Annotated in this window: 18 protein-coding genes; 9 read left to right on the top strand and 9 right to left on the bottom strand. The window is 58.4% G+C overall.

The features are described 5' to 3' along the window. The first annotated feature begins 199 nt into the window (after nt 1-199). Nucleotides 200-1,012 (top strand): tRNA cyclic N6-threonylcarbamoyladenosine(37) synthase TcdA, encoded by an 813-nt coding sequence (tcdA, locus tag DJ564_RS06740; protein ID WP_371922057.1) that lies wholly within the window; start codon nt 200-202, stop codon nt 1,010-1,012. A gap of 89 nt (nt 1,013-1,101) precedes the next feature. On the opposite strand, the gene DJ564_RS06745 is transcribed toward tcdA, so the two are convergent. The 9 genes from DJ564_RS06745 to map all read right to left on the bottom strand — a co-directional run bounded on the left by DJ564_RS06745 (nt 1,102) and on the right by map (nt 11,498). Further along, entirely contained in the window at nt 1,102-1,506 is a 405-nt protein-coding gene (locus DJ564_RS06745; protein WP_109628198.1) for a SufE family protein, read from the bottom strand. Beyond that, nucleotides 1,503-2,708 (bottom strand): aminotransferase class V-fold PLP-dependent enzyme, encoded by a 1,206-nt coding sequence (locus DJ564_RS06750; protein WP_109628199.1) that lies wholly within the window; start codon nt 2,706-2,708, stop codon nt 1,503-1,505. The genes DJ564_RS06745 and DJ564_RS06750 overlap by 4 nt, the downstream gene beginning before the upstream one ends. A 185-nt stretch (nt 2,709-2,893) precedes the next feature. Next, on the bottom strand, nt 2,894-3,928 hold the full coding sequence (gene dapD, locus DJ564_RS06755; protein ID WP_109628200.1) for a 2,3,4,5-tetrahydropyridine-2,6-dicarboxylate N-succinyltransferase: 1,035 nt from the start codon (nt 3,926-3,928) through the stop codon (nt 2,894-2,896). Nucleotides 3,929-3,961: 33 nt separating this feature from the next. Beyond that, nucleotides 3,962-4,324, bottom strand: coding sequence for an ArsC family reductase (locus tag DJ564_RS06760; protein ID WP_109628201.1), 363 nt, complete (start codon nt 4,322-4,324; stop codon nt 3,962-3,964). A 469-nt stretch (nt 4,325-4,793) separates the two neighbouring features. Then, the gene (locus tag DJ564_RS06765; RefSeq protein WP_109628202.1) at nt 4,794-5,540 is read right to left on the bottom strand and encodes a M12 family metallopeptidase; all 747 of its coding nucleotides are present in this window, start codon (nt 5,538-5,540) and stop codon (nt 4,794-4,796) included. A gap of 111 nt (nt 5,541-5,651) precedes the next feature. Next, nucleotides 5,652-6,299: a hypothetical protein gene (locus DJ564_RS06770; protein ID WP_109628203.1), complete on the bottom strand. Its 648-nt coding sequence runs from the start codon at nt 6,297-6,299 to the stop codon at nt 5,652-5,654. A gap of 370 nt (nt 6,300-6,669) precedes the next feature. Continuing rightward, nucleotides 6,670-7,869: a succinyldiaminopimelate transaminase gene (dapC, locus tag DJ564_RS06775; protein ID WP_109628204.1), complete on the bottom strand. Its 1,200-nt coding sequence runs from the start codon at nt 7,867-7,869 to the stop codon at nt 6,670-6,672. 93 nt (nt 7,870-7,962) lie between these two features. After that, nucleotides 7,963-10,665: a [protein-PII] uridylyltransferase gene (locus DJ564_RS06780; RefSeq protein WP_109628205.1), complete on the bottom strand. Its 2,703-nt coding sequence runs from the start codon at nt 10,663-10,665 to the stop codon at nt 7,963-7,965. Between the two features lie 50 nt (nt 10,666-10,715). After that, nucleotides 10,716-11,498, bottom strand: coding sequence for a type I methionyl aminopeptidase (gene map, locus DJ564_RS06785; RefSeq protein WP_109628206.1), 783 nt, complete (start codon nt 11,496-11,498; stop codon nt 10,716-10,718). 373 nt (nt 11,499-11,871) lie between these two features. Here map and rpsB point away from each other — a divergent pair, with 373 nt between their 5' ends. The 8 genes from rpsB (at nt 11,872) to rseP (ending at nt 19,338) form a co-directional block, all read left to right on the top strand. Then, on the top strand, nt 11,872-12,609 hold the full coding sequence (gene rpsB / locus DJ564_RS06790; protein WP_007907989.1) for a 30S ribosomal protein S2: 738 nt from the start codon (nt 11,872-11,874) through the stop codon (nt 12,607-12,609). A 191-nt stretch (nt 12,610-12,800) separates the two neighbouring features. Beyond that, entirely contained in the window at nt 12,801-13,664 is an 864-nt protein-coding gene (gene tsf / locus DJ564_RS06795) for a translation elongation factor Ts (RefSeq protein ID WP_063342635.1), read from the top strand. Nucleotides 13,665-13,872: 208 nt separating this feature from the next. After that, complete coding sequence (gene pyrH, locus DJ564_RS06800) at nt 13,873-14,616, top strand: UMP kinase (protein ID WP_003172271.1); 744 nt, start codon at nt 13,873-13,875, stop codon at nt 14,614-14,616. Next, nucleotides 14,613-15,170, top strand: coding sequence for a ribosome recycling factor (gene frr / locus DJ564_RS06805; protein WP_109628207.1), 558 nt, complete (start codon nt 14,613-14,615; stop codon nt 15,168-15,170). Before pyrH ends, frr begins: the two co-directional genes overlap by 4 nt. A 13-nt stretch (nt 15,171-15,183) precedes the next feature. Then, the gene (gene uppS, locus DJ564_RS06810) at nt 15,184-15,939 is read left to right on the top strand and encodes a polyprenyl diphosphate synthase (protein ID WP_109628208.1); all 756 of its coding nucleotides are present in this window, start codon (nt 15,184-15,186) and stop codon (nt 15,937-15,939) included. Further along, nucleotides 15,939-16,745, top strand: a complete 807-nt coding sequence (locus DJ564_RS06815; protein WP_109628209.1) for a phosphatidate cytidylyltransferase — start codon at nt 15,939-15,941, stop codon at nt 16,743-16,745. The genes uppS and DJ564_RS06815 overlap by 1 nt, the downstream gene beginning before the upstream one ends. Beyond that, nucleotides 16,742-17,932 carry a 1-deoxy-D-xylulose-5-phosphate reductoisomerase gene (ispC, locus tag DJ564_RS06820; RefSeq protein WP_109628210.1) on the top strand — a complete coding sequence of 397 codons (1,191 nt, stop codon included), beginning with the start codon at nt 16,742-16,744 and terminating at the stop codon, nt 17,930-17,932. The genes DJ564_RS06815 and ispC overlap by 4 nt, the downstream gene beginning before the upstream one ends. 53 nt (nt 17,933-17,985) lie before the next feature. Then, nucleotides 17,986-19,338: a sigma E protease regulator RseP gene (gene rseP / locus DJ564_RS06825; protein ID WP_109628211.1), complete on the top strand. Its 1,353-nt coding sequence runs from the start codon at nt 17,986-17,988 to the stop codon at nt 19,336-19,338. The last annotated feature ends 46 nt before the right edge of the window (nt 19,339-19,384 follow it).

Raw genomic sequence — 19,384 nt, forward strand, 5'->3', positions numbered from 1 at the left:
GGCTGTGGAACGAAGGACCGGTCGGCGTGTGCCAAGGGGCGCGCATCCTACACCGGGCATTCCTTGAGCGTATAGCTGGCAGGGAAATGCCCTACGTTTGGCAATCCCGTTTCGCATAAGTTCTTTCGCTTGTCGCGGTAACTTAGATCTTGTTGCAGTACTAGCCCTATAATGCGCGCCGGTTTTTGGGGTAATGGTCATGAGTACAGAAGATCCGCGGTTTGCAGGCATCGCCCGTTTGTATGGCATCGACGGCCTGGAGCGCCTGCGCGCAGCCCATGTGGCGATCGTCGGCGTCGGTGGCGTCGGTTCCTGGGCGGCGGAAGCCATCGCCCGGTGTGGCGTGGGCGAGATTTCGCTGTTCGACCTCGATGACGTCTGCGTCAGCAACGCCAACCGTCAGTTGCACGCGCTGGACAGCACCGTCGGCAAACCCAAGGTCGAGGTGATGGCCGAGCGTTTACGCGGTATCAACCCGGACTGCACGGTGCACGCGGTGGCGGATTTCGTCACGCGCGAAACCATGGCCGAGTACATCACGCCGAACATCGACTGCGTGATCGACTGCATCGACAGCGTGAATGCGAAAGCGGCGCTGATTGCATGGTGCAAACGCCGCAAGATCCAGATCATCACCACCGGCGGGGCGGGCGGGCAGATCGACCCGACGTTGATCCAGGTCTGCGACCTGAACCGGACTTTCAATGATCCACTGGCGTCGAAAGTGCGCTCGACCCTGCGCCGGGACTACGGCTTCTCGCGCACCGTCACGCGTCATTACAGCGTGCCGTGCGTGTTTTCCACCGAACAACTGCGCTACCCGAAGCCGGATGGCAGCATTTGTCTGCAGAAGAGTTTTGTCGGCGATGGAGTGAAGCTCGACTGCGCCGGCGGGTTTGGCGCGGTGATGATGGTGACGGCGACGTTCGGCATGGTCGCGGCGACCAAGGCTGTGGATAAGATTGTGGCGGGTGTGCGGCGGCCGGCGGATCGGGTCAAACCTCAAGTTTGATGGTGTGGTTGATGGCCCTCTTCGCGAGCAAGCCCGCTCCCACGTTGGAATGCATTCCCCTGTGGGAGCGGGCTTGCTCGCGAAGGCGATTAGCCTGCCAACTCATTCATTCGCTGTAATACAGCATTGAGACCATTACTGCGCGAAGGCGACAGTTGCCGCGAAAGCCCAAGCTGACTGAACCACTCCGGCAAATCCACCTGCCGCAACTCATCCGCCGACAACCCGTTGACCCGCGCCAGCAGCAAGGCCACCAACCCGCGGATCAACCGTGCATCGCTGCTCGCCGCAAACTGCCAGTGACCGTCATCCAGCGAACCCACCAACCACACCTGGCTTTCACAGCCATGCACACGGTTGGCGTCGATTTTATCCACATCGTTCAAGGCAGGTAGACGGTCGCCCCATTGCATCAGCAACCGCGCCCGCTGTTCCCAGCCCGGCGCATTCTGAAAGGTTGCTAGTGCGATAGCGGCATCGGCCGGCAAGCTCATCGCAACAACTCCAGCGCCTGATCCAGCGCTTCAAAGAATCGCTCCAGATCTTCAGAGTCGTTGTACAGCGCCAACGACACCCGGATCGCCCCGGCCAGCTCGAAGCTTTTGAGCAACGGCATCGCGCAGTGATGTCCGGCGCGCACCGCGATCCCCTGTTCGGTCAGCAAATGCGCCAGATCAGAGTTATGCACACCCTCGACGACAAAACTGGCCAACGCCAGTTGCGGCCTGCCCAGCAGCCGAATGCCATTGCGCGCTTCAAGACCTTTCAACAAATAGTCATGCAGCGCCGCTTCATGGGCAGACACGGCGTCCTGATCAAGCCCCGCCAGATAATCCAGCGTTGCCCCCAGACCGATCACGCTGGCAATCGGGGGTGTGCCTGCCTCGAAACCCAATGGGGCAGGGCGAAAGCGTGAACTGTGGTAATCCGCATCCAGCACCATCTCGCCGCCAAACTGCCAATGGCGCAGTTGTTTGAGCGCTTCATGGCGACCGAACAGCACGCCCAGACCATCGGGGCCATAGAGCTTGTGGCTGGAGAACACATAAAAGTCGCAACCCAGCGCCTGCACGTCATGCCGGCCATGAACCACGCCTTGCGCGCCATCGACCACGGTCAATGCGTCGTGCGCCTTGGCCATCGCCAGCAAGGCGGGCAAGGGCTGCCAGGCGCCGAGCACGTTCGATAGCTGACTGACCGCCAGCAAACGGGTGTGCGGAGTGATCAATTGCGCGGCGGCATCAAGGTCGATCAAACCGTCAGCGTCCAGCGGCAGAATCACCAGTTTCAAGTCGCGACGCAGAGCCAGTTGTTGCCACGGCAGCAAGTTGGCGTGATGCTCCAGGGCGCTGATGACAATCTCATCGCCCGGGTTTAATAAGTGCTCCAGGCCATACGCCAGGAGGTTCAGCGCGGAAGTCGCGCCGTGGGTAAAGATGATTTGCCCGCAATCGCCGGCATTCAGCCATTGGGCGACTTTGCTGCGGCTGGCCTCGAACGCCTGGGTGGCATGGGCGCCGGGCAAGTGTTGCGCCCGGTGCACGTTGGCCGCGCCATTGGCGTAGTAATGCGCCAAAGCGTCCAGCAGGGCTTGAGGTTTTTGCGTGGTAGCGGCGTTGTCCAGATAGGTCTGGTCTTGCCGTTGCAGCGCGGCGATGGCCGGGAAGTCGGCGCGCCAGGGAGAGGGAATCATCATGGTGTTCGGCCCTGTTGAACATGGGCGGATATGCGCCGGACCTGTGGGAGCGGGCTTGTGTGGCGAGGGAGCTTGCTCCCGCTCGGCTGCGGAGCAGTCGCAAAGCTTTTGGGGCCGCTTCGCGATCCAGCGGGAGCAAGCTCCCTCGCCACACAAGCCCGCTCCCACAGGTGTTTATGTGACGCTTAGTTGTGAGCGTGCAGCGCTTCGTTCAGTTCGATCGCCGATTTGTGGGTTTTGCATTCCACGGCACCGGTTTCCGAATTGCGGCGGAACAGCAGGTCAGGCTGACCCGCCAGTTCACGGGCCTTTACGACTTTGACCAGCTGATTTTTTTCATCCAGCAGCGCGACTTTGGTACCGGCAGTCACGTACAGGCCCGACTCGACGGTGTTGCGATCGCCCAACGGAATGCCGATACCGGCGTTCGCGCCGATCAGGCAGCCTTCGCCGACCTTTATCACGATGTTGCCGCCGCCCGACAGGGTGCCCATGGTCGAGCAACCGCCGCCCAGATCCGAGCCCTTGCCGACGAAGACGCCAGCCGATACACGGCCTTCGATCATGCCCGGGCCTTCGGTGCCGGCGTTGAAGTTGACGAAACCTTCGTGCATCACGGTGGTGCCTTCGCCGACGTAAGCACCCAGACGAATACGCGCCGCGTCAGCGATACGCACGCCGGCCGGAACGACGTAGTCGGTCATTTTCGGGAACTTGTCTACCGAGAACACTTCCAGCAACTCACCGCGCAGACGGGCTTCCAGCTGATGCTCGGCCAGTTCGGCCAGGTCGATGGCGCCCTGGCTGGTCCAGGCCACGTTCGGCAGCAGCGGGAACACGCCCGCCAGGTTCAGGCCATGCGGCTTGACGAGACGGTGGGACAGCAGGTGCAGTTTGAGGTAAGCCTCAGGCGTGGAGGTCAACTGAGCGTCTTCGGCCAGAATGGTCGCGACCAGCGGCTTGTGGCTCTCGGCCAGACGGGTCAGCAAAGCAGCTTGTGCAGCGTCGACGCCTTTCAGCGCTTCTGCCAGTTGCGAAGCCTGAGCGGTGGTGAAGGCGATAGCCTGATTGCCTTCGGCGTAGCCCAGAACTGGTGCGATAGCCGCGACCAGTTCGGCCGATGGGTTAAGCAGTGGCTGTGCGTAAAACACTTCCAGCCATGCGCCTTGACGGTTTTGAGTGCCGACACCAAAGGCCAGGCTGAACAGGGTAGTGGACATGTTGATACCTCTAACAAAATGGAACGGGCTGCCTTACTTGAGCGCTGCCGCGTAGATATCTGGCTTGAAGCCAATCAGGGTTCGGTCACCGAGATCGAGCACCGGGCGCTTGATCATCGAGGGTTGTGCGAGCATCAGTTCGATCGCTTTCGCTTGGTCGAGATCGGCTTTGCGTTCGTCGTCGAGTTTGCGAAAGGTTGTGCCTGCACGGTTCAACACCACTTGCCAGCCGTGCTCGTCGCACCATTGGTTCAGGTGTTCACGGTCGATTCCGGCCGTCTTGTAATCATGGAAGTCATAGCTGACAGCGTGTTCATCGAGCCAGGTGCGCGCCTTTTTCATGGTGTCGCAGGCTTTGATGCCGAAAAGGTGCAACGTTTTGCTTGAAACGGTCAAGGAATTGCCCCCTTTGCAGGTGCTGGAAATTAAAGGTGACGGATTATGCCATGACCGAGCGGTTTCGCGTCGGCCGTGGTTGTCATGCCACCGCAAAACCTGTGGGAGCGGTGTGTCAGGACGATGCGGCATGGGCTCAACAGCCAGCCCGCAGTCTAAGTAGCTAATATGGCACTTCAATGCTGTCAATCGCCTGGGCGCCGCGTTTTATGCAAACCGCCTGCAACGTCCGGGTTCGCTTTGGTTGGCAATAACAGGCGTGTATCACTGGCCAACGCCGATGTGGCGTTCGTAAAAGGCGCCGCGGGCGCAGCGCCTGGAGTTGTATAGTCTCTGTCGTCATCACCAGATGGGTGATGACGTATTACAAGAGGTGTCGTGTGGGCCGGATTTGAGTGAGACCAATCCAGGATCGGTCAAATAGGCCTCCAAGGCCAATAGCGAGGTGACTCAGGCTGCTGGGCCTGAATCAGACGGCGTCGATCGATCGAAACTTCGGATAGGCTTTGCGCATGACTCGCCTGTCCAGCATGCTGATTTTTGTGTTGATACCCACCTCCCAATCCTCAGTCGTCAACTCGTTCGGAACCGGGTAGTGCATGATCGAATCCTTATCGTAGGGGCCCGATAAATAGTCGCTGCCTTGAAGGGGCGTCAGGACATTAAGGTCCGTGTCTTCATCGGTCCACCCATAGTTGGTTTTATAAAATTCGTAGACTTTCGGTTTGTCCCAGGGAATGTTTGCCTTTGGGTGTTGCTGCTCGTGCTTTAGCCCCAGTGCGTGACCGAACTCGTGCAGCACGGTTGCTTCGAATTCTGGATGGTCCATTTCAATGTTCAGATTCAGCGTCGGCTGGTGTTGTTCGTACAACAGCGCATCGGTTCCCACTGCGGAGTCGTTGGTTGCGCTGTATGTGGAAATCCTGATCTCGCTTTCACCGTCATCAACAAATTCGAAGTGCAAGTTGACTGAGGGTTGCCATTGTTTGATCAACGCTTCGATGGCTAGCCGTTTCGTTTGAGTTGGAGTATCCACGAACGCGATTCTTAACGTCCGGCCGTTACCCCAGAATTTGCTCCAGATGCCGATGGCGCGCTTGGTACGTCGACCCGCAGAAGAGGGTTGGGCGTTGCGGGGGTTTTCCAGGATGGCTGCGTCGTAAGAGGCGAGTTCATCAATGGGGTGGATTGTTTTGCATGGAGTAATAGAGTGCATGATTAACTTACTTGTCGTTCGCTTGCTGAGGTTTTGTCCGTTGGCGTAAGAACAGGGACTTTGTTTTTGATGGCCATAACAAATTAACTGCGTTCTGTGAAAGCCGGCAACTTACTCATTGTCAGGATGCGGATAAGCCTTCGCCATGAAAGCCTTGTCTTTTTCGCTGAGATCAAAATTGAGAAAAACCTGGAAGTCACCTTCGGTCCAGGATTGCTGGATGACGTAGTGCATGATTGACTTTCGGTCGTACTCTGAATAAACGCTTGCGTCGGGGGCTGCGCGATCCAGGTACCATTGGTGCAGTCTTTCTCGCGTCACTCTGGCGCGGTAGTTGTCTTCTTCAGGGTTGTCGGTTATTCCATGTTGCGCATAAAGGGCTGACGTGTTCCAGGGGATGTTTGCCGTCGGGTGGGTCTGCTCATGTTCTGCCCCCAGCATATGTCCGAATTCATGCATCACATTGGCTGCAAAATAACGAGCGTGGATGGGTGAGTGTGGCCAGAGCCTCATTGTCGGCTCATCTGCAGATAACAGTGCATCTGTGCCGACTTTAGACGAGAACGTTCCTTCCTCGCTCAGTATGCGGATGTCGCCTTCTTTACCTTCGACGAATTCGAATTTCAAGTTGATGTGCGGCAGCCAATGGTTGGCTGCAAAGATGGTCGCGGCTTTAAATTCTTCGGTGCCATTGAGAAAGGCGATGCGAAGAGTGCGGCCGGGAGGCCAGAACTTGGAAGGATTTTTCTTGGCCCACATTATTTTGCAACTCCTGGGGAAACCTGAGTTGGCGTGTGTGCTGTATTTGCAAAGTGACAGAGGGCGTCGAAGTCTTTGGGCGCTGTTATAGAAAAAGTTACGCTGTAATCCATGGTCTAACTTCCTTGTTTGATTAATAGGGGTGCGGCTTTTTACGGAAGTAGAATTTAGTATTGGTGACAGGTTTAGTAAAGTGGAAAACTTGCGGGTGTGTTACTTGGTGTTGTTAGAATTGTCGGGTATTGCACTCGACAAACAATATGGCTTTGTAAACGCTGTAGTGTCTTATGATGGAGTAGAGCTGGTTGTATTGAAGTCGGATCTGGTCATACAAGTTGCCGTGCCAGATTGACTGGCACGGCTTCATGGATTACTGCTTGCGGGTAATAAACGCGCGAATACGTTCGGCGGCTTCCACGCATTCCGCCAGAGGCGCGACCAGCGCCATCCGCACCCGACCGGCGCCTGGGTTGACGCCATCCACCTCACGGGACAGGTAAGAACCCGGCACTACCGTCACATGTTCTTCAACAAACAGATCACGGCAAAACGCTTCGTCGTCGCCTTCAACATTCGGCCACAAGTAAAAACCGCCGTCTGGACGCTGCACGTCCATCACTGGACCGAGGATCTCCAGCACCGCATCGTACTTCTCGCGGTACAGCGCTCGGTTGGCGCGTACATGCACTTCGTCATTCCACGCGGCGACGCTGGCCAGTTGGGTCTGAACCGGCATGGCGCAGCCGTGGTAGGTGCGATAGAGCAGGAAACCTTTGAGGATGTCGGCATCACCGGCGACAAATCCTGAGCGCAGGCCTGGCAGATTGGAGCGCTTGGACAAGCTGTGGAACACCACGCAGCGCTTGAAGTCCTTGCGGCCCAGTTCCACGCAGGCACTGAGCAGACCGGCCGGCGGGGTCTGTTCGTCGAAGTACAGTTCGCTGTAGCACTCGTCGGCGGCAATCACGAAGTCGTATTCGTCAGCCAAGGCGATCAGCTTCTTCAGGGTGTCGACTGGAATCAGCGCGCCGGTCGGGTTGCCTGGTGAGCACAGGAACAGGATCTGGCAGCGTTTCCAGATGTCTGGCGAAACAGCGTCGAAATCCGGGTTGAAGCCGTTTTCGTCCAGGCATGGCAGGTAATGCGGCTTGGCCCCGGCGAGGAACGCTGCGCCTTCGTAGATCTGATAGAACGGGTTCGGGCTAACCACCAGGGCGTCTTCGCCACGGTTGACCACGGTCTGGGTGAAGGCAAACAGCGCTTCGCGGGTGCCGTTGACCGGCAGCACGTTGCGCGCCGGGTCAAGCCAGCCGGTCGGAACGTTGAAGCGGCGTTCGCACCATGCAGCGATGGCTTCACGCAAAGCCGGGATGCCGAGAGTGGTCGGGTACACGGCCATCTGATCCAGATTGCTTGCCAGGGCTTCGGCGACGAAGCTTGGCGAACGGTGCTTCGGCTCGCCAATGGACAGCGCGATGGCGCGCTTGTCCGGGTTTGGCGTGACGCTGCCGAGCAGGGCGCGGAGCTTCTCGAAGGGGTAGGGCTGCAACTGGTTCAGAGCGTTGTTCATGGGGGCCTCTTCTAATGTGGGATCGAGCTTTTGTGGTGAGGGGATAAATTCCCTCACCACAAAAGCTCGATCCCACAGGGAAAGTTGGTTAGTTCAAATACTCAAGCGTGACAATTTGATATCGGGTTCGTTACTGACAGTCAGCTGTTCAACGATCGCATCCTGCAAGCGGGTGCACAGCAACGGGTCGGACAGCGGATGGTTGTTCGCGTCGGTGATGAAGAACACGTCTTCCACGCGTTCGCCGAGGGTCGCAATCTTGGCGTTCTGCAGCGACAGGTCGAACTCGAGGAAGATCGTGCCGATTCGCGCCAGCAGCCCCGGGCGATCCGGCGCGCTGAGTTCCAGCACTGTCACCGGGCGCTGCGCGTCATTGTGGATCGTCACCTGTGGCGCAAACGCAAAATGCTTGAGCTGGCGCGGCACGCGGCGCTGGATGATGGTCGGGTAGTCGTCCGGATTGCGCAACGCTTCGGTCAGGCCTTCGCGGATCTGTTTGACCCGTGCCGGGTTATCGCCGATCGAGTCGCCGTCAGTGTCGAGCACGATGTAGGTGTCGAGGGTGAACTGGCTGCTGGAGGTGATGACCCGGGCGTCGTGAATGTTCAGGTTGAGCTGATCCATCGCGGCCACAGTCACGGCGAAGAAGTCATGCTGGTCAGGTGCGTAGATGAAAATCTGCGTACCGCCCTCGAATTCGCGCTGGGTGGTTTCCTTGATCAATACCAGCGGCCCGCCATCGGCTGGTTGCTGGAGGATCGCGTCACTGTGCCAGGCGACGTCGCCGGCGGTGTGACGCAGGAAATAGTCATCGCCCAATTGCGACCACAGCTGTTCGACATCGTCCGGATCGGTGCCGCCGCGCACCAGAATGTCCAGGGCGGCGCTTTGGGTCTGACGGATCTGCATTTCGCGGTCCACCGGGTTTTCCAGGCCGCGGCGCAAGGCGCGCTTGGTCTCGGTGTAGAGCTGGCGCAGGAGGCTGGCACGCCAGGAGTTCCACAGCGTCGGGTTGGTGGCGTTGATATCGGCGACGGTCAGCACATACAGATAGTCGAGACGGGTTTCGTCGGCGACGGCCTGTGCAAAGTCGTGGATCACCTGCGGGTCGGACAAGTCCTTGCGCTGGGCGGTGGTCGACATCACCAGGTGGTTCTGCACCAGCCAGACGATCAGGCGGCTGTCCCACACCGGGAGCTGGTGGCGCTGGCAAAAGGCTTCGGCATCCACCGCACCGATTTCCGAGTGATCGCCATGCCGACCCTTGCCGATGTCGTGGTACAGCCCGGCCAGATAAATCAGCTCGGGTTTGGGTAGCTTGGCCATGAGCTTGCTGGCCAGCGGGAATTTTTCCGACACTTGCGTGTACTGCAACTTGCGCAGGTGCTTGATCAGATTCAGGGTGTGGGCGTCGACCGTATAAATGTGAAACAGGTCGTGCTGCATCTGCCCGACAATGAAGCCGAACTCCGGCAGATAACGCCCAAGGATGCCGTAGCGGTTCATTCGGCGCAGGTTGCGGTGGATGCCGATCCTGCACTTGAACAGCTCGATAAACAGACTGGTGTTGCGGATGTCATTGCGGAAATCGTCATCGATCAGGTGACGGTGTTCGCGCAGCAGACGAATGGTATCGGCGCGCACGCCTTTGATTTCCGGCTGCTGGGCCATCAGCACGAAGATCTCGAGCATGGCGAACGGCGTGCGGCGGAACACGTTGTCGTTGCGCGCTTCGATATAGCCATCGTGCAGCTGGAACCGCGAGTTGATCGGCTGCGGCGGCGCTTCGTCCTCCGGGGCGAGGATGACTTCTTCGAAGTGCTGGATAATCAAGTCGCTGAGCTGGGCAATGCTCATGACCACCCGGTAATACTGCTGCATGAAGTTTTCGATGGCTTGCTTGGCGTCATCGCCCTCGAAACCCAGCAGCCCGGCAATCGATCGCTGGTGGTCGAACAGCAGGCGGTCTTCGGAGCGCCCGGCGAGCATGTGCAGCGCGTATCGGACCTTCCACAAAAACTCCTGGGACGAGGCCAGCAGGGCGTTTTCGCTTTCGACCAGGAAGCCTTCACCGGCCAGGGCCCGCAGGTTCAGGGTGCCGTATTCGCGGCGGGCCACCCACAGAATCGTCTGAATATCCCGCAGGCCGCCAGGCGAGCCTTTGACGTTGGGTTCCAGGTTGTATTCGGTATCGTTGTATTTGTGGTGACGGGCCTTTTGCTCGGCGCGCTTGGCCAGGAAAAAGTCCTTGCTCGGCCACATGTGCGCGGTACTGGTGACGTCGAGCATGCGCTGGCGCAAACGCTCGGGGCCGCAGATGGTACGGCTCTCCATAAGGTTGGTGACGACTGTCAGGTCGGCGCGGGCCTCGACGGCGCATTCGTCGACCGAGCGAACGCTCTGACCGACTTCCAGGCCGATGTCCCACAACAACGTCAGAAAACGCTCGATGGAGTCACGGAAAACTTCGTGATCGGCGCTGTCCAGCAGGATCAGCAGGTCGATGTCGGAATAAGGGTGTAACTCGCCGCGACCGTAGCCGCCGACCGCGACCAGCGCGATGTCGGCGTCTTCGCTCCAGTTGAATTGCTCCCAGGCCTTTTGCAGGATGTTATCGACGAACCAGGCGCGATCCTCGATCAGCCGGCGAATGTCCCGGCCGCTGCGAAAGCGCCCGTCGAGCACCTCGCGGGCCTGGCGGATCGCCTTCTTGAAGGCCGCGATCGGGCTTGCCTTCAAGGCCAGTTCAGCCTGGAACTGGCCGCGGTCGAAGAGTTCGGGATCCACCTGCGGCATCGATTGGCTTTCCTATCTATCTATAAGGCTGGGAGCTGCCTGGGGGCGGATCAGGCCGAAACGCGCGGGATGGTGTCATCGGCGCGCAGGGTGAAGATCTCGTAACCGGTGTCTGTCACCAGCAGGGTGTGTTCCCACTGGGCCGACAATTTGCGGTCCTTGGTGATCGCGGTCCAACCGTCGCCCAAGACCTTGGTGTCAGCCTTGCCCTGGTTGATCATCGGCTCGATGGTGAAAGTCATGCCTGCTTTCAGTTCCATGCCGGTGCCGGCGCGGCCGTAGTGCAGGATCTGCGGCTCTTCGTGGAATACCTTGCCGATACCGTGACCGCAGAACTCACGAACCACCGAGAAACCGTTCTTTTCAGCGTGTTTCTGGATGATTTCACCGATGTCGCCCAAGCGGCAGCCGGGTTTGACGATCTCGATGGCCTTGTACATGCATTCCTGAGTCACCTGCGACAGGCGCTCGGCCCAGACCGGCACAGTGCCGACGTGGAACATGCGGCTGGTGTCGCCGTGGAAACCGTCCTTGATGACGGTGACGTCGATGTTCAGGGTGTCGCCATCCTTCAGCGGCTTCTCGTTCGGGATGCCATGGCAGACCACGTGGTTGATCGAGGTGCAGATCGACTTCGGGTAGCCTTTGTAGTTGAGCGGGGCGGGGATGGCTTTCTGCTCGTTGACGATGTAGTCGTGGCAGATGCGGTCCAGTTCTTCGGTGGTGATCCCCGGCTTGACATGTTCGGCAATCATTTCCAGCACATCGGCGGCCAGTTTGCCGGCGACACGCATCTTTGCGATGTCCTCGGGGGTTTTGAGGGTGACGGTCATACAGGCTCTCTCTGCGCTCGATGGCGCTTGCTAAAACGAAATGGGCATTGCGCGTTCGATCTTCGCGGCCCTGAAAAACGCGATTCTAACAGACGATCAGCGCAAATCTGAGCCTCTGTGCATCGCTTCTCTCTATAGATTGGCGCATTCTTGGGCGATTCCAAGGGCCCTGTTGAAGTCACGCACCAGGAATCGAGAATCCGGGTTCCGTTTTTGCAAGCCTTGTGATATAAAATGCGCCGCTTTCCGGGGATACCCCGAAAGGCTTAAATCCACACACGTGTCGACACGATGACCTGGGTGCCTTCAGCTGATGCTGCTGGTTGGTCATTGGGATACGTGGAGGCCAAACCCGACTTATTAAGGAACTATCATGTCCCAAGTCAACATGCGCGATATGCTGAAGGCCGGTGTGCACTTCGGTCACCAGACCCGTTACTGGAACCCGAAAATGGGTAAGTACATTTTCGGCGCGCGTAACAAGATCCACATTATCAACCTTGAAAAAACCCTGCCAATGTTCAACGAAGCTCTGACTTTCGTAGAGCGTCTGGCCCAGGGCAAAAACAAGATTCTGTTCGTCGGCACCAAGCGTTCCGCTGGCAAGATCGTTGCTGAAGAAGCAGCACGTTGCGGTTCGCCGTACGTCGATCACCGCTGGTTGGGCGGCATGCTGACCAACTTCAAAACCATCCGTGCTTCCATCAAGCGTCTGCGTGACCTTGAAGTGCAAGCCGAAGACGGTACTTTCGCCAAGCTGACCAAGAAAGAAGCGCTGATGCGCACTCGCGATCTTGAGAAGCTCGATCGTTCCCTGGGTGGTATCAAGGACATGGGCGGTCTGCCAGACGCTTTGTTCGTTATCGACGTTGATCACGAGCGCATCGCGATCACCGAAGCCAACAAGCTGGGTATCCCGGTTATCGGCGTAGTCGATACCAACAGCAGCCCGGAAGGCGTTGACTACATCATCCCAGGCAACGATGACGCAATCCGCGCTATCCAGTTGTACATGGGTTCGATGGCTGACGCAGTCATCCGCGGTCGCAACCACGTTGCTGGCGGCACCGAGCAGTTCGTTGAAGAAGCTCCGGCAGCTGCAGCTGAGTAATTGACGCCCTGGCGTTGACTCAGTAAGCAAAAAGGGGGCTTGGCCCCCTTTTTGCCACCTCGAAAACCGTTTGTGAGCAGCGCAGCTACAGCCTTTGTAACGTGCAGCCGCTAACAAGTGGGGTCGGGAAGAATTGATCGCCCGTTCGATCGGGTGGAATGGTTGAAAACCTATCCAAGAGGAATTTTAAAATGGCAGAGATTACTGCAGCGTTGGTTAAAGAACTGCGTGAGCGTACTGGCGAAGGCATGATGGACTGCAAAAAGGCCTTGACCAAGGCCGGCGGCGACATCGAAAAAGCCATTGATGATATGCGTGCTTCGGGCGCCATCAAGGCTGCCAAGAAAGCAGGCAACGTAGCTGCTGAAGGCGCGATCGCTCTGAAAGAAGACGGTAAATCCGCCGTTCTGCTGGAAGTGAACTCGCAGACCGACTTCCTGGCTCTGCAGGACGACTTCAAGGCATTCGTTGCTTCCAGCGTTGAAAAAGCATTCGCTGACAAGCTGACTGATGTTGCTCCGCTGATCGAAGCACAAGAAGCTGATCGCCTGGTTCTGGTCGGCAAGGTTGGCGAAAACGTCAACATCCGTCGCCTGGCTCGCGTTGAAGGTGATGTTGTTGGTGGTTACCTGCACGGCAACAAGATCGGTGTTGCAGTTGTCCTGAAAGGCGGCAACGTTGAGCTGGCCAAGGACATCGCTATGCACGTAGCGGCCACCAACCCTGAATTCCTGCTGCCATCGGAAGTTTCCGCTGAAGCGGTCGAGCGCGAGAAAGGCGTGTTCCTGACCCTCAACGCTGACAAGATCGCCGGCAAGCCGGAAAACATCGTTGAAAACATGGTCAAAGGCCGTATCAGCAAGTTCCTGGCTGAAGCGAGCCTGGTTGAGCAGGCGTTCGTCAAGAACCCTGAAATCAAGGTTGGCGAACTGGCCAAGAAAGCCGGTGCAGAAATCGTTTCTTTCACCTACTTCAAGGTAGGCGAAGGCATCGAGAAGCCGGTCGACAACTTCGCTGAAGAAGTTGCTGCCCAGCTGGCTGCCGCCAAGCAATAAGACGGTTTTTAACTGTCGCCCTGAAGAGGCTGCCCGCTAACGCGCGCAGCCTCTTTTCAGATGGGGCACCAATTTTTATTGGTTTCCCTTTGGAACTGGCTTACAAAGCCATGTTCCGATGGCGCTGAAGCAGCGCCAAGCTAGAGTGAACGCCAGCTGTAAACAGCTCGCAAAGAATTTTTAAAATACGCCGCAGGAGAGATTCGCAATGGCTCAGCAGGGCAGTGGTTATCAGGCTCGCTATAAACGCATTCTACTCAAGCTTAGCGGCGAGGCCCTGATGGGCTCGGAAGAGTTCGGGATCGATCCGAAAGTTCTGGATCGCATGGCGCTTGAAGTCGGCCAACTGGTCGGCATCGGTGTTCAGGTCGGTCTGGTGATCGGCGGTGGCAACCTGTTCCGCGGTGCAGCGCTGAGCGCGGCCGGCATGGATCGGGTAACTGGCGACCACATGGGCATGCTGGCCACTGTGATGAACGCCTTGGCGATGCGCGATGCGCTGGAACGTGCCAATATCTCGGCCATCGTGATGTCGGCCATTTCCATGGTGGGCGTGACCGATCATTACGATCGCCGCAAAGCCATGCGTCACCTGAACGCCAAGGAAGTGGTGATTTTCGCGGCCGGTACCGGTAATCCGTTCTTCACTACGGATTCGGCAGCCTGCTTGCGAGCGATCGAAATCGATGCCGATGTCGTGCTCAAGGCGACCAAGGTCGATGGCGTCTACACCGCTGACCCATTCAAAGACCCGCATGCCGAGAAGTTCGATCATCTGACTTACGATGAAGTGCTGGATCGCAAGCTGGGCGTGATGGATCTGACGGCCATTTGCCTGTGCCGCGACCACAAGATGCCGTTGCGTGTCTTTAACATGAACAAGCCCGGCGCCCTGCTGAACATCGTGCATGGCGGCGCTGAAGGGACCCTGATCGAGGAAGGCCAACAATGATCAATGAAATCAAGAAAGACGCTCAAGAGCGCATGAAGAAATCCGTGGAATCGCTGCTGCACAACTTCGGCCGTATTCGTACCGGCCAGGCGCACCCAAGCATTCTTGAAGGTGTGATGGTGCCGTATTACGGTTCCGACACCCCGATCAAGCAAGTGGCGAACATCACCGTCAAAGACGCCCGTACCCTGCAAGTTGTTGCCTTTGAGCGCAACATGCTCGGTGCCGTCGACAAAGCCATTGGTAGCGCGGGTCTGAACCTCAACCCGACCAACCTGGGTGAGTTGCTGCTGATCTCCATGCCGGCCCTGACTGAAGAAACCCGCAAGGGCTTCACCAAGCAGGCTCGCGATGTCGCTGAAGATGCCCGTGTTGCCGTGCGCAACATCCGTCGCGATGCCAACAGCTCGCTGAAGGATCTGGTCAAGGAAAAAGAAATCAGCGAAGACGAAGAGCGTCGCGCCACTGGCGAGATCGACGATTTGACCAAGAAGTACGTGGCTGAAATCGACTCGCATCTGGCACAGAAAGAAAAAGACCTGATGGCCGTATAAGGGTCGCGTTTTCATGGAAAAGACTAAGCAGACTGTGCCGTCCGCGGTGCCGCGCCATGTCGCGATCATCATGGATGGTAATAATCGCTGGGCGAAAAAGCGCTTTATGCCGGGTGTTGCCGGGCATAAAGCGGGCGTGGATGCGGTTCGCGCAGTGATTGAAGTGTGCGCCGAGGCCGGGGTCGAGGTATTGACCCTGTTCGCCTTCTCCAGTGAGAACTGGCAGCGCCCGGCCGATGAGGTCAGTGCCTTGATGGATCTGTTCTTCAAGGCGTTGCGTCGTGAGGCCAAGCGCCTCAATGACAACAACATCAGTCTGCGCATCATCGGTGATCGTTCGCGCTTTCATCCCGAGCTTCAGGTCGCCATGCGTGAAGCCGAGGCGATGACCGCCGGTGCCAACCGCTTTGTCTTGCAGATCGCCGCCAACTACGGCGGTCAGTGGGACATCGCGCAAGCCGCGCAGCGTCTGGCGCGTGAAGTTCAGGCCGGGCATCTGCGTCCGGAGGACATCACGCCGGAGCTGTTGCAGACCTGTCTGGCCACCGGTGACCTGCCGTTGCCGGACTTGTGCATCCGCACCGGTGGCGAACACCGCATCAGCAACTTCCTGCTCTGGCAACTGGCTTATGCCGAGTTGTACTTCTCCGACCTGTTCTGGCCGGACTTCAAACACGACGCCATGCGTAACGCGCTGGCCGATTTCGCTTCTCGCCAGCGTCGCTTCGGTAAAACGAGCGAGCAGGTCGAGGCTGGAGCCCGGGTTTAATGCTCAAACAACGAATCATCACCGCGCTGATCCTGCTGCCGATCGCTTTGTGCGGGTTTTTCCTGCTTGAAGGCACGGGCTTTGCGCTGTTCATCGGGCTGGTCGTGACCCTCGGCGCATGGGAGTGGGCTCGCCTGGCAGGCTTCAATGCCCAGCCGATGCGCGTTGCCTACGCGGTTGTGGTCGCATTGATGCTGTTTGTCATGCACATCCTGCCGGGGCTCGCGCCCTGGGTGTTGGGGGCTTCGGTGCTCTGGTGGGGCGTGGCGACCTATCTGGTGCTGACCTACCCGAGTTCCAGCGAACACTGGTCCAGCGCCGCCTGCAAGCTGGTGATCGGTTTGCTGATCCTGCTGCCGGCCTGGCAAGGTCTGGTCCAGATCAAGCAGCAACCCTTGGGTAACTGGCTGATCATGGCGGTGATGGTGCTGGTCTGGGGGGCCGATATTGGCGCGTACTTTTCCGGTCGTGCATTCGGCAAGCGCAAGCTGGCGCCAATGGTCAGTCCTGGCAAGAGCTGGGAAGGCGTGTACGGCGGCTTGCTGCTGAGCCTGGTGATTACGGCGATCGTTGGCTTTGTGCGCGACTGGAGTTTCGTGCAGATGCTGATGGGCCTGATCGGTGCGGCAGTGATCGTATTCATCTCGGTCGTGGGTGACCTCACTGAGAGCATGTTCAAGCGTCAATCCGGGATCAAGGACAGCAGTAATCTGCTGCCGGGGCACGGCGGTGTGCTGGATCGCATCGACAGCCTGACGGCCGCGATCCCCGTATTTGCCGTGCTGTTGTGGATGGCCGCACCGTGAGCCGCCCACAGCAGATTACCGTTCTGGGGGCGACCGGCTCGATCGGTCTGAGCACCCTGGACGTAATCGCTCGTCATCCCGAGCGCTATCAGGTGTTCGCGTTGAGTGGTTTCACGCGCCTGAGTGAGTTGCTGGCCTTGTGCGTGCGTCATACGCCACGGTTTGCCGTCGTGCCGGAGGTGGGCGCTGCCCGGACCTTGCAGGACGACTTGCGTGCTGCAGGCCTGTCGACCCGCGTATTGGTGGGGGAAGAGGGCCTGTGTCAGGTGGCTTCCGACCCTGAGGTCGATGCGGTCATGGCGGCCATCGTTGGTGCGGCGGGCTTGCGTCCGACCCTGGCGGCGGTCGAGGCGGGCAAGAAGATCCTGCTGGCCAACAAAGAAGCGTTGGTCATGTCGGGTGCGCTGTTCATGCAGGCGGTGCGCAAAAGCGGTTCGGTGCTGCTGCCGATCGACAGCGAACACAATGCGATTTTTCAGTGCATGCCACAGGATTTCGCTCGCGGGCTTGGCGCGGTCGGTGTGCGTCGGATTCTGCTGACAGCCTCTGGCGGTCCGTTTCGACAGACGCCGATGGCCGAGTTGGTGCATGTTTCCCCTGAGCAAGCGTGCGCGCATCCGAACTGGTCCATGGGTCGCAAGATTTCGGTCGATTCGGCCAGCATGATGAACAAAGGCCTCGAGTTGATTGAAGCCTGCTGGTTGTTCGACGCCAAGCCGTCCCAGGTCGAAGTGGTGATTCACCCGCAGAGCGTGATTCATTCGCTGGTCGACTATATCGATGGCTCGGTGCTCGCACAGTTAGGCAATCCGGACATGCGCACGCCGATCGCCAACGCCCTGGCCTGGCCGGAGCGTATCGATTCGGGTGTAGCGCCGCTGGATCTGTTTGCCATCGCGCGCCTGGACTTCCAGGCGCCCGATGAAGAACGCTTCCCTTGCCTGCGCCTTGCGCGTCAGGCCGCCGAAGCCGGCAATAGTGCGCCGGCCATGCTCAATGCGGCGAATGAAGTGGCTGTCGCGGCGTTTCTCGACGAGCGGGTTCGCTACCCGGAAATCGCGAGTATCATCGAGGAAGTGCTAAACCTCGAGCCAGTCGTTGCGGTGGATGATCTCGAGGCGGTGTTTACGGCCGACGCGAAAGCGCGAGAACTGGCCGGGCAATGGTTGAGCCGTCACGGGCGGTAAGTGCTGCAATACGTTGGCCCATGCGGCACTGGATAGGATTGCGGAGAAAGTAGATGAGCGCGCTCTATATGATTGTCGGCACCCTGGTTGCATTGGGCGTGCTGGTCACCTTCCACGAATTCGGCCATTTCTGGGTCGCACGTCGCTGTGGGGTCAAAGTGCTGCGTTTCTCCGTGGGCTTCGGCATGCCGCTGCTGCGCTGGCACGACAAGAAAGGCACGGAGTTCGTAGTGGCCGCCATTCCGTTGGGCGGCTACGTGAAGATGCTCGACGAGCGCGAAGGCGAAGTGCCGGTTGATCAGGTCGATCAATCCTTCAATCGCAAATCTGTCCGTCAGCGTATTGCCATCGTGGCGGCTGGGCCGATCGCCAACTTTCTATTGGCCATGGTGTTTTTCTGGGTGTTGGCCATGCTCGGCAGCGAGCAGGTGCGCCCGGTCATCGGCGCGGTCGAATCCGGCAGCATTGCCGCCAAGGCCGGTCTGAGCGCAGGGCAGGAAATTATTGCCATCGATGGCGAGCCGACATCCGGCTGGGGCGCGGTGAATTTGCAGCTGGTCCGTCGTCTTGGCGAGAGCGGTTCTCTTCAGTTGTTGGTGCGTGAGCAGGGCTCCTCGGCGGATTCGCCTCGTGAGCTGATGCTGGATAAATGGCTCAAGGGCGCTGACGAGCCGGATCCGATTCGTTCGTTGGGTATTCGTCCATGGCGTCCGGCATTACCGCCGGTGTTGGCTGAACTTGATTCGAAAGGCCCGGCCCAGGCTGCCGGCCTGAAGACCGGTGATCGGCTGTTGGCGCTTGATGGCAAGTCACTTGATGACTGGCAGCAGGTGGTCGACACCGTTCGTATGCATCCAGATACCAAAATCATGCTGCGTGTTGAGCGCGATGGTGCTCAAATCGACGTCCCTGTGACCTTGGCTGCTCGCGGCGGGAGCAAGGCACCCACCGGTTATCTGGGCGCAGGGGTGAAAGCGGTCGATTGGCCGCCAGAGATGATTCGCGAAGTCAGTTATGGTCCTGTGGCCGCAATTGGCGAGGGTGCTCGACGCACCTGGACCATGAGCGTACTGACGCTCGATTCGCTCAAGAAAATGTTGTTCGGCGAGCTCTCGGTAAAAAACTTGAGTGGACCGATAACCATTGCTAAAGTGGCGGGCGCTTCTGCCCAGTCGGGTGTCGCTGATTTCCTGAATTTCCTTGCTTATCTGAGTATTAGCCTGGGGGTTCTGAATTTGTTGCCCATTCCTGTACTGGATGGGGGGCATTTGTTGTTTTATCTGATCGAGTGGGCGCGTGGTCGTCCCTTGTCAGATCGGGTGCAGGGTTGGGGGATACAGATCGGTATCAGTTTGGTGGTCGGGGTGATGTTGCTTGCTCTGGTCAATGATTTGGGCCGTCTGTAACACTTCGCTGAATTGCGAATCTGCCGCATTTTGCGGCAGTTTGTTT

Origin of the sequence: Pseudomonas sp. 31-12 (genome assembly GCF_003151075.1) — a bacterium.
Classification (GTDB): Bacteria; Pseudomonadota; Gammaproteobacteria; order Pseudomonadales; family Pseudomonadaceae; genus Aquipseudomonas.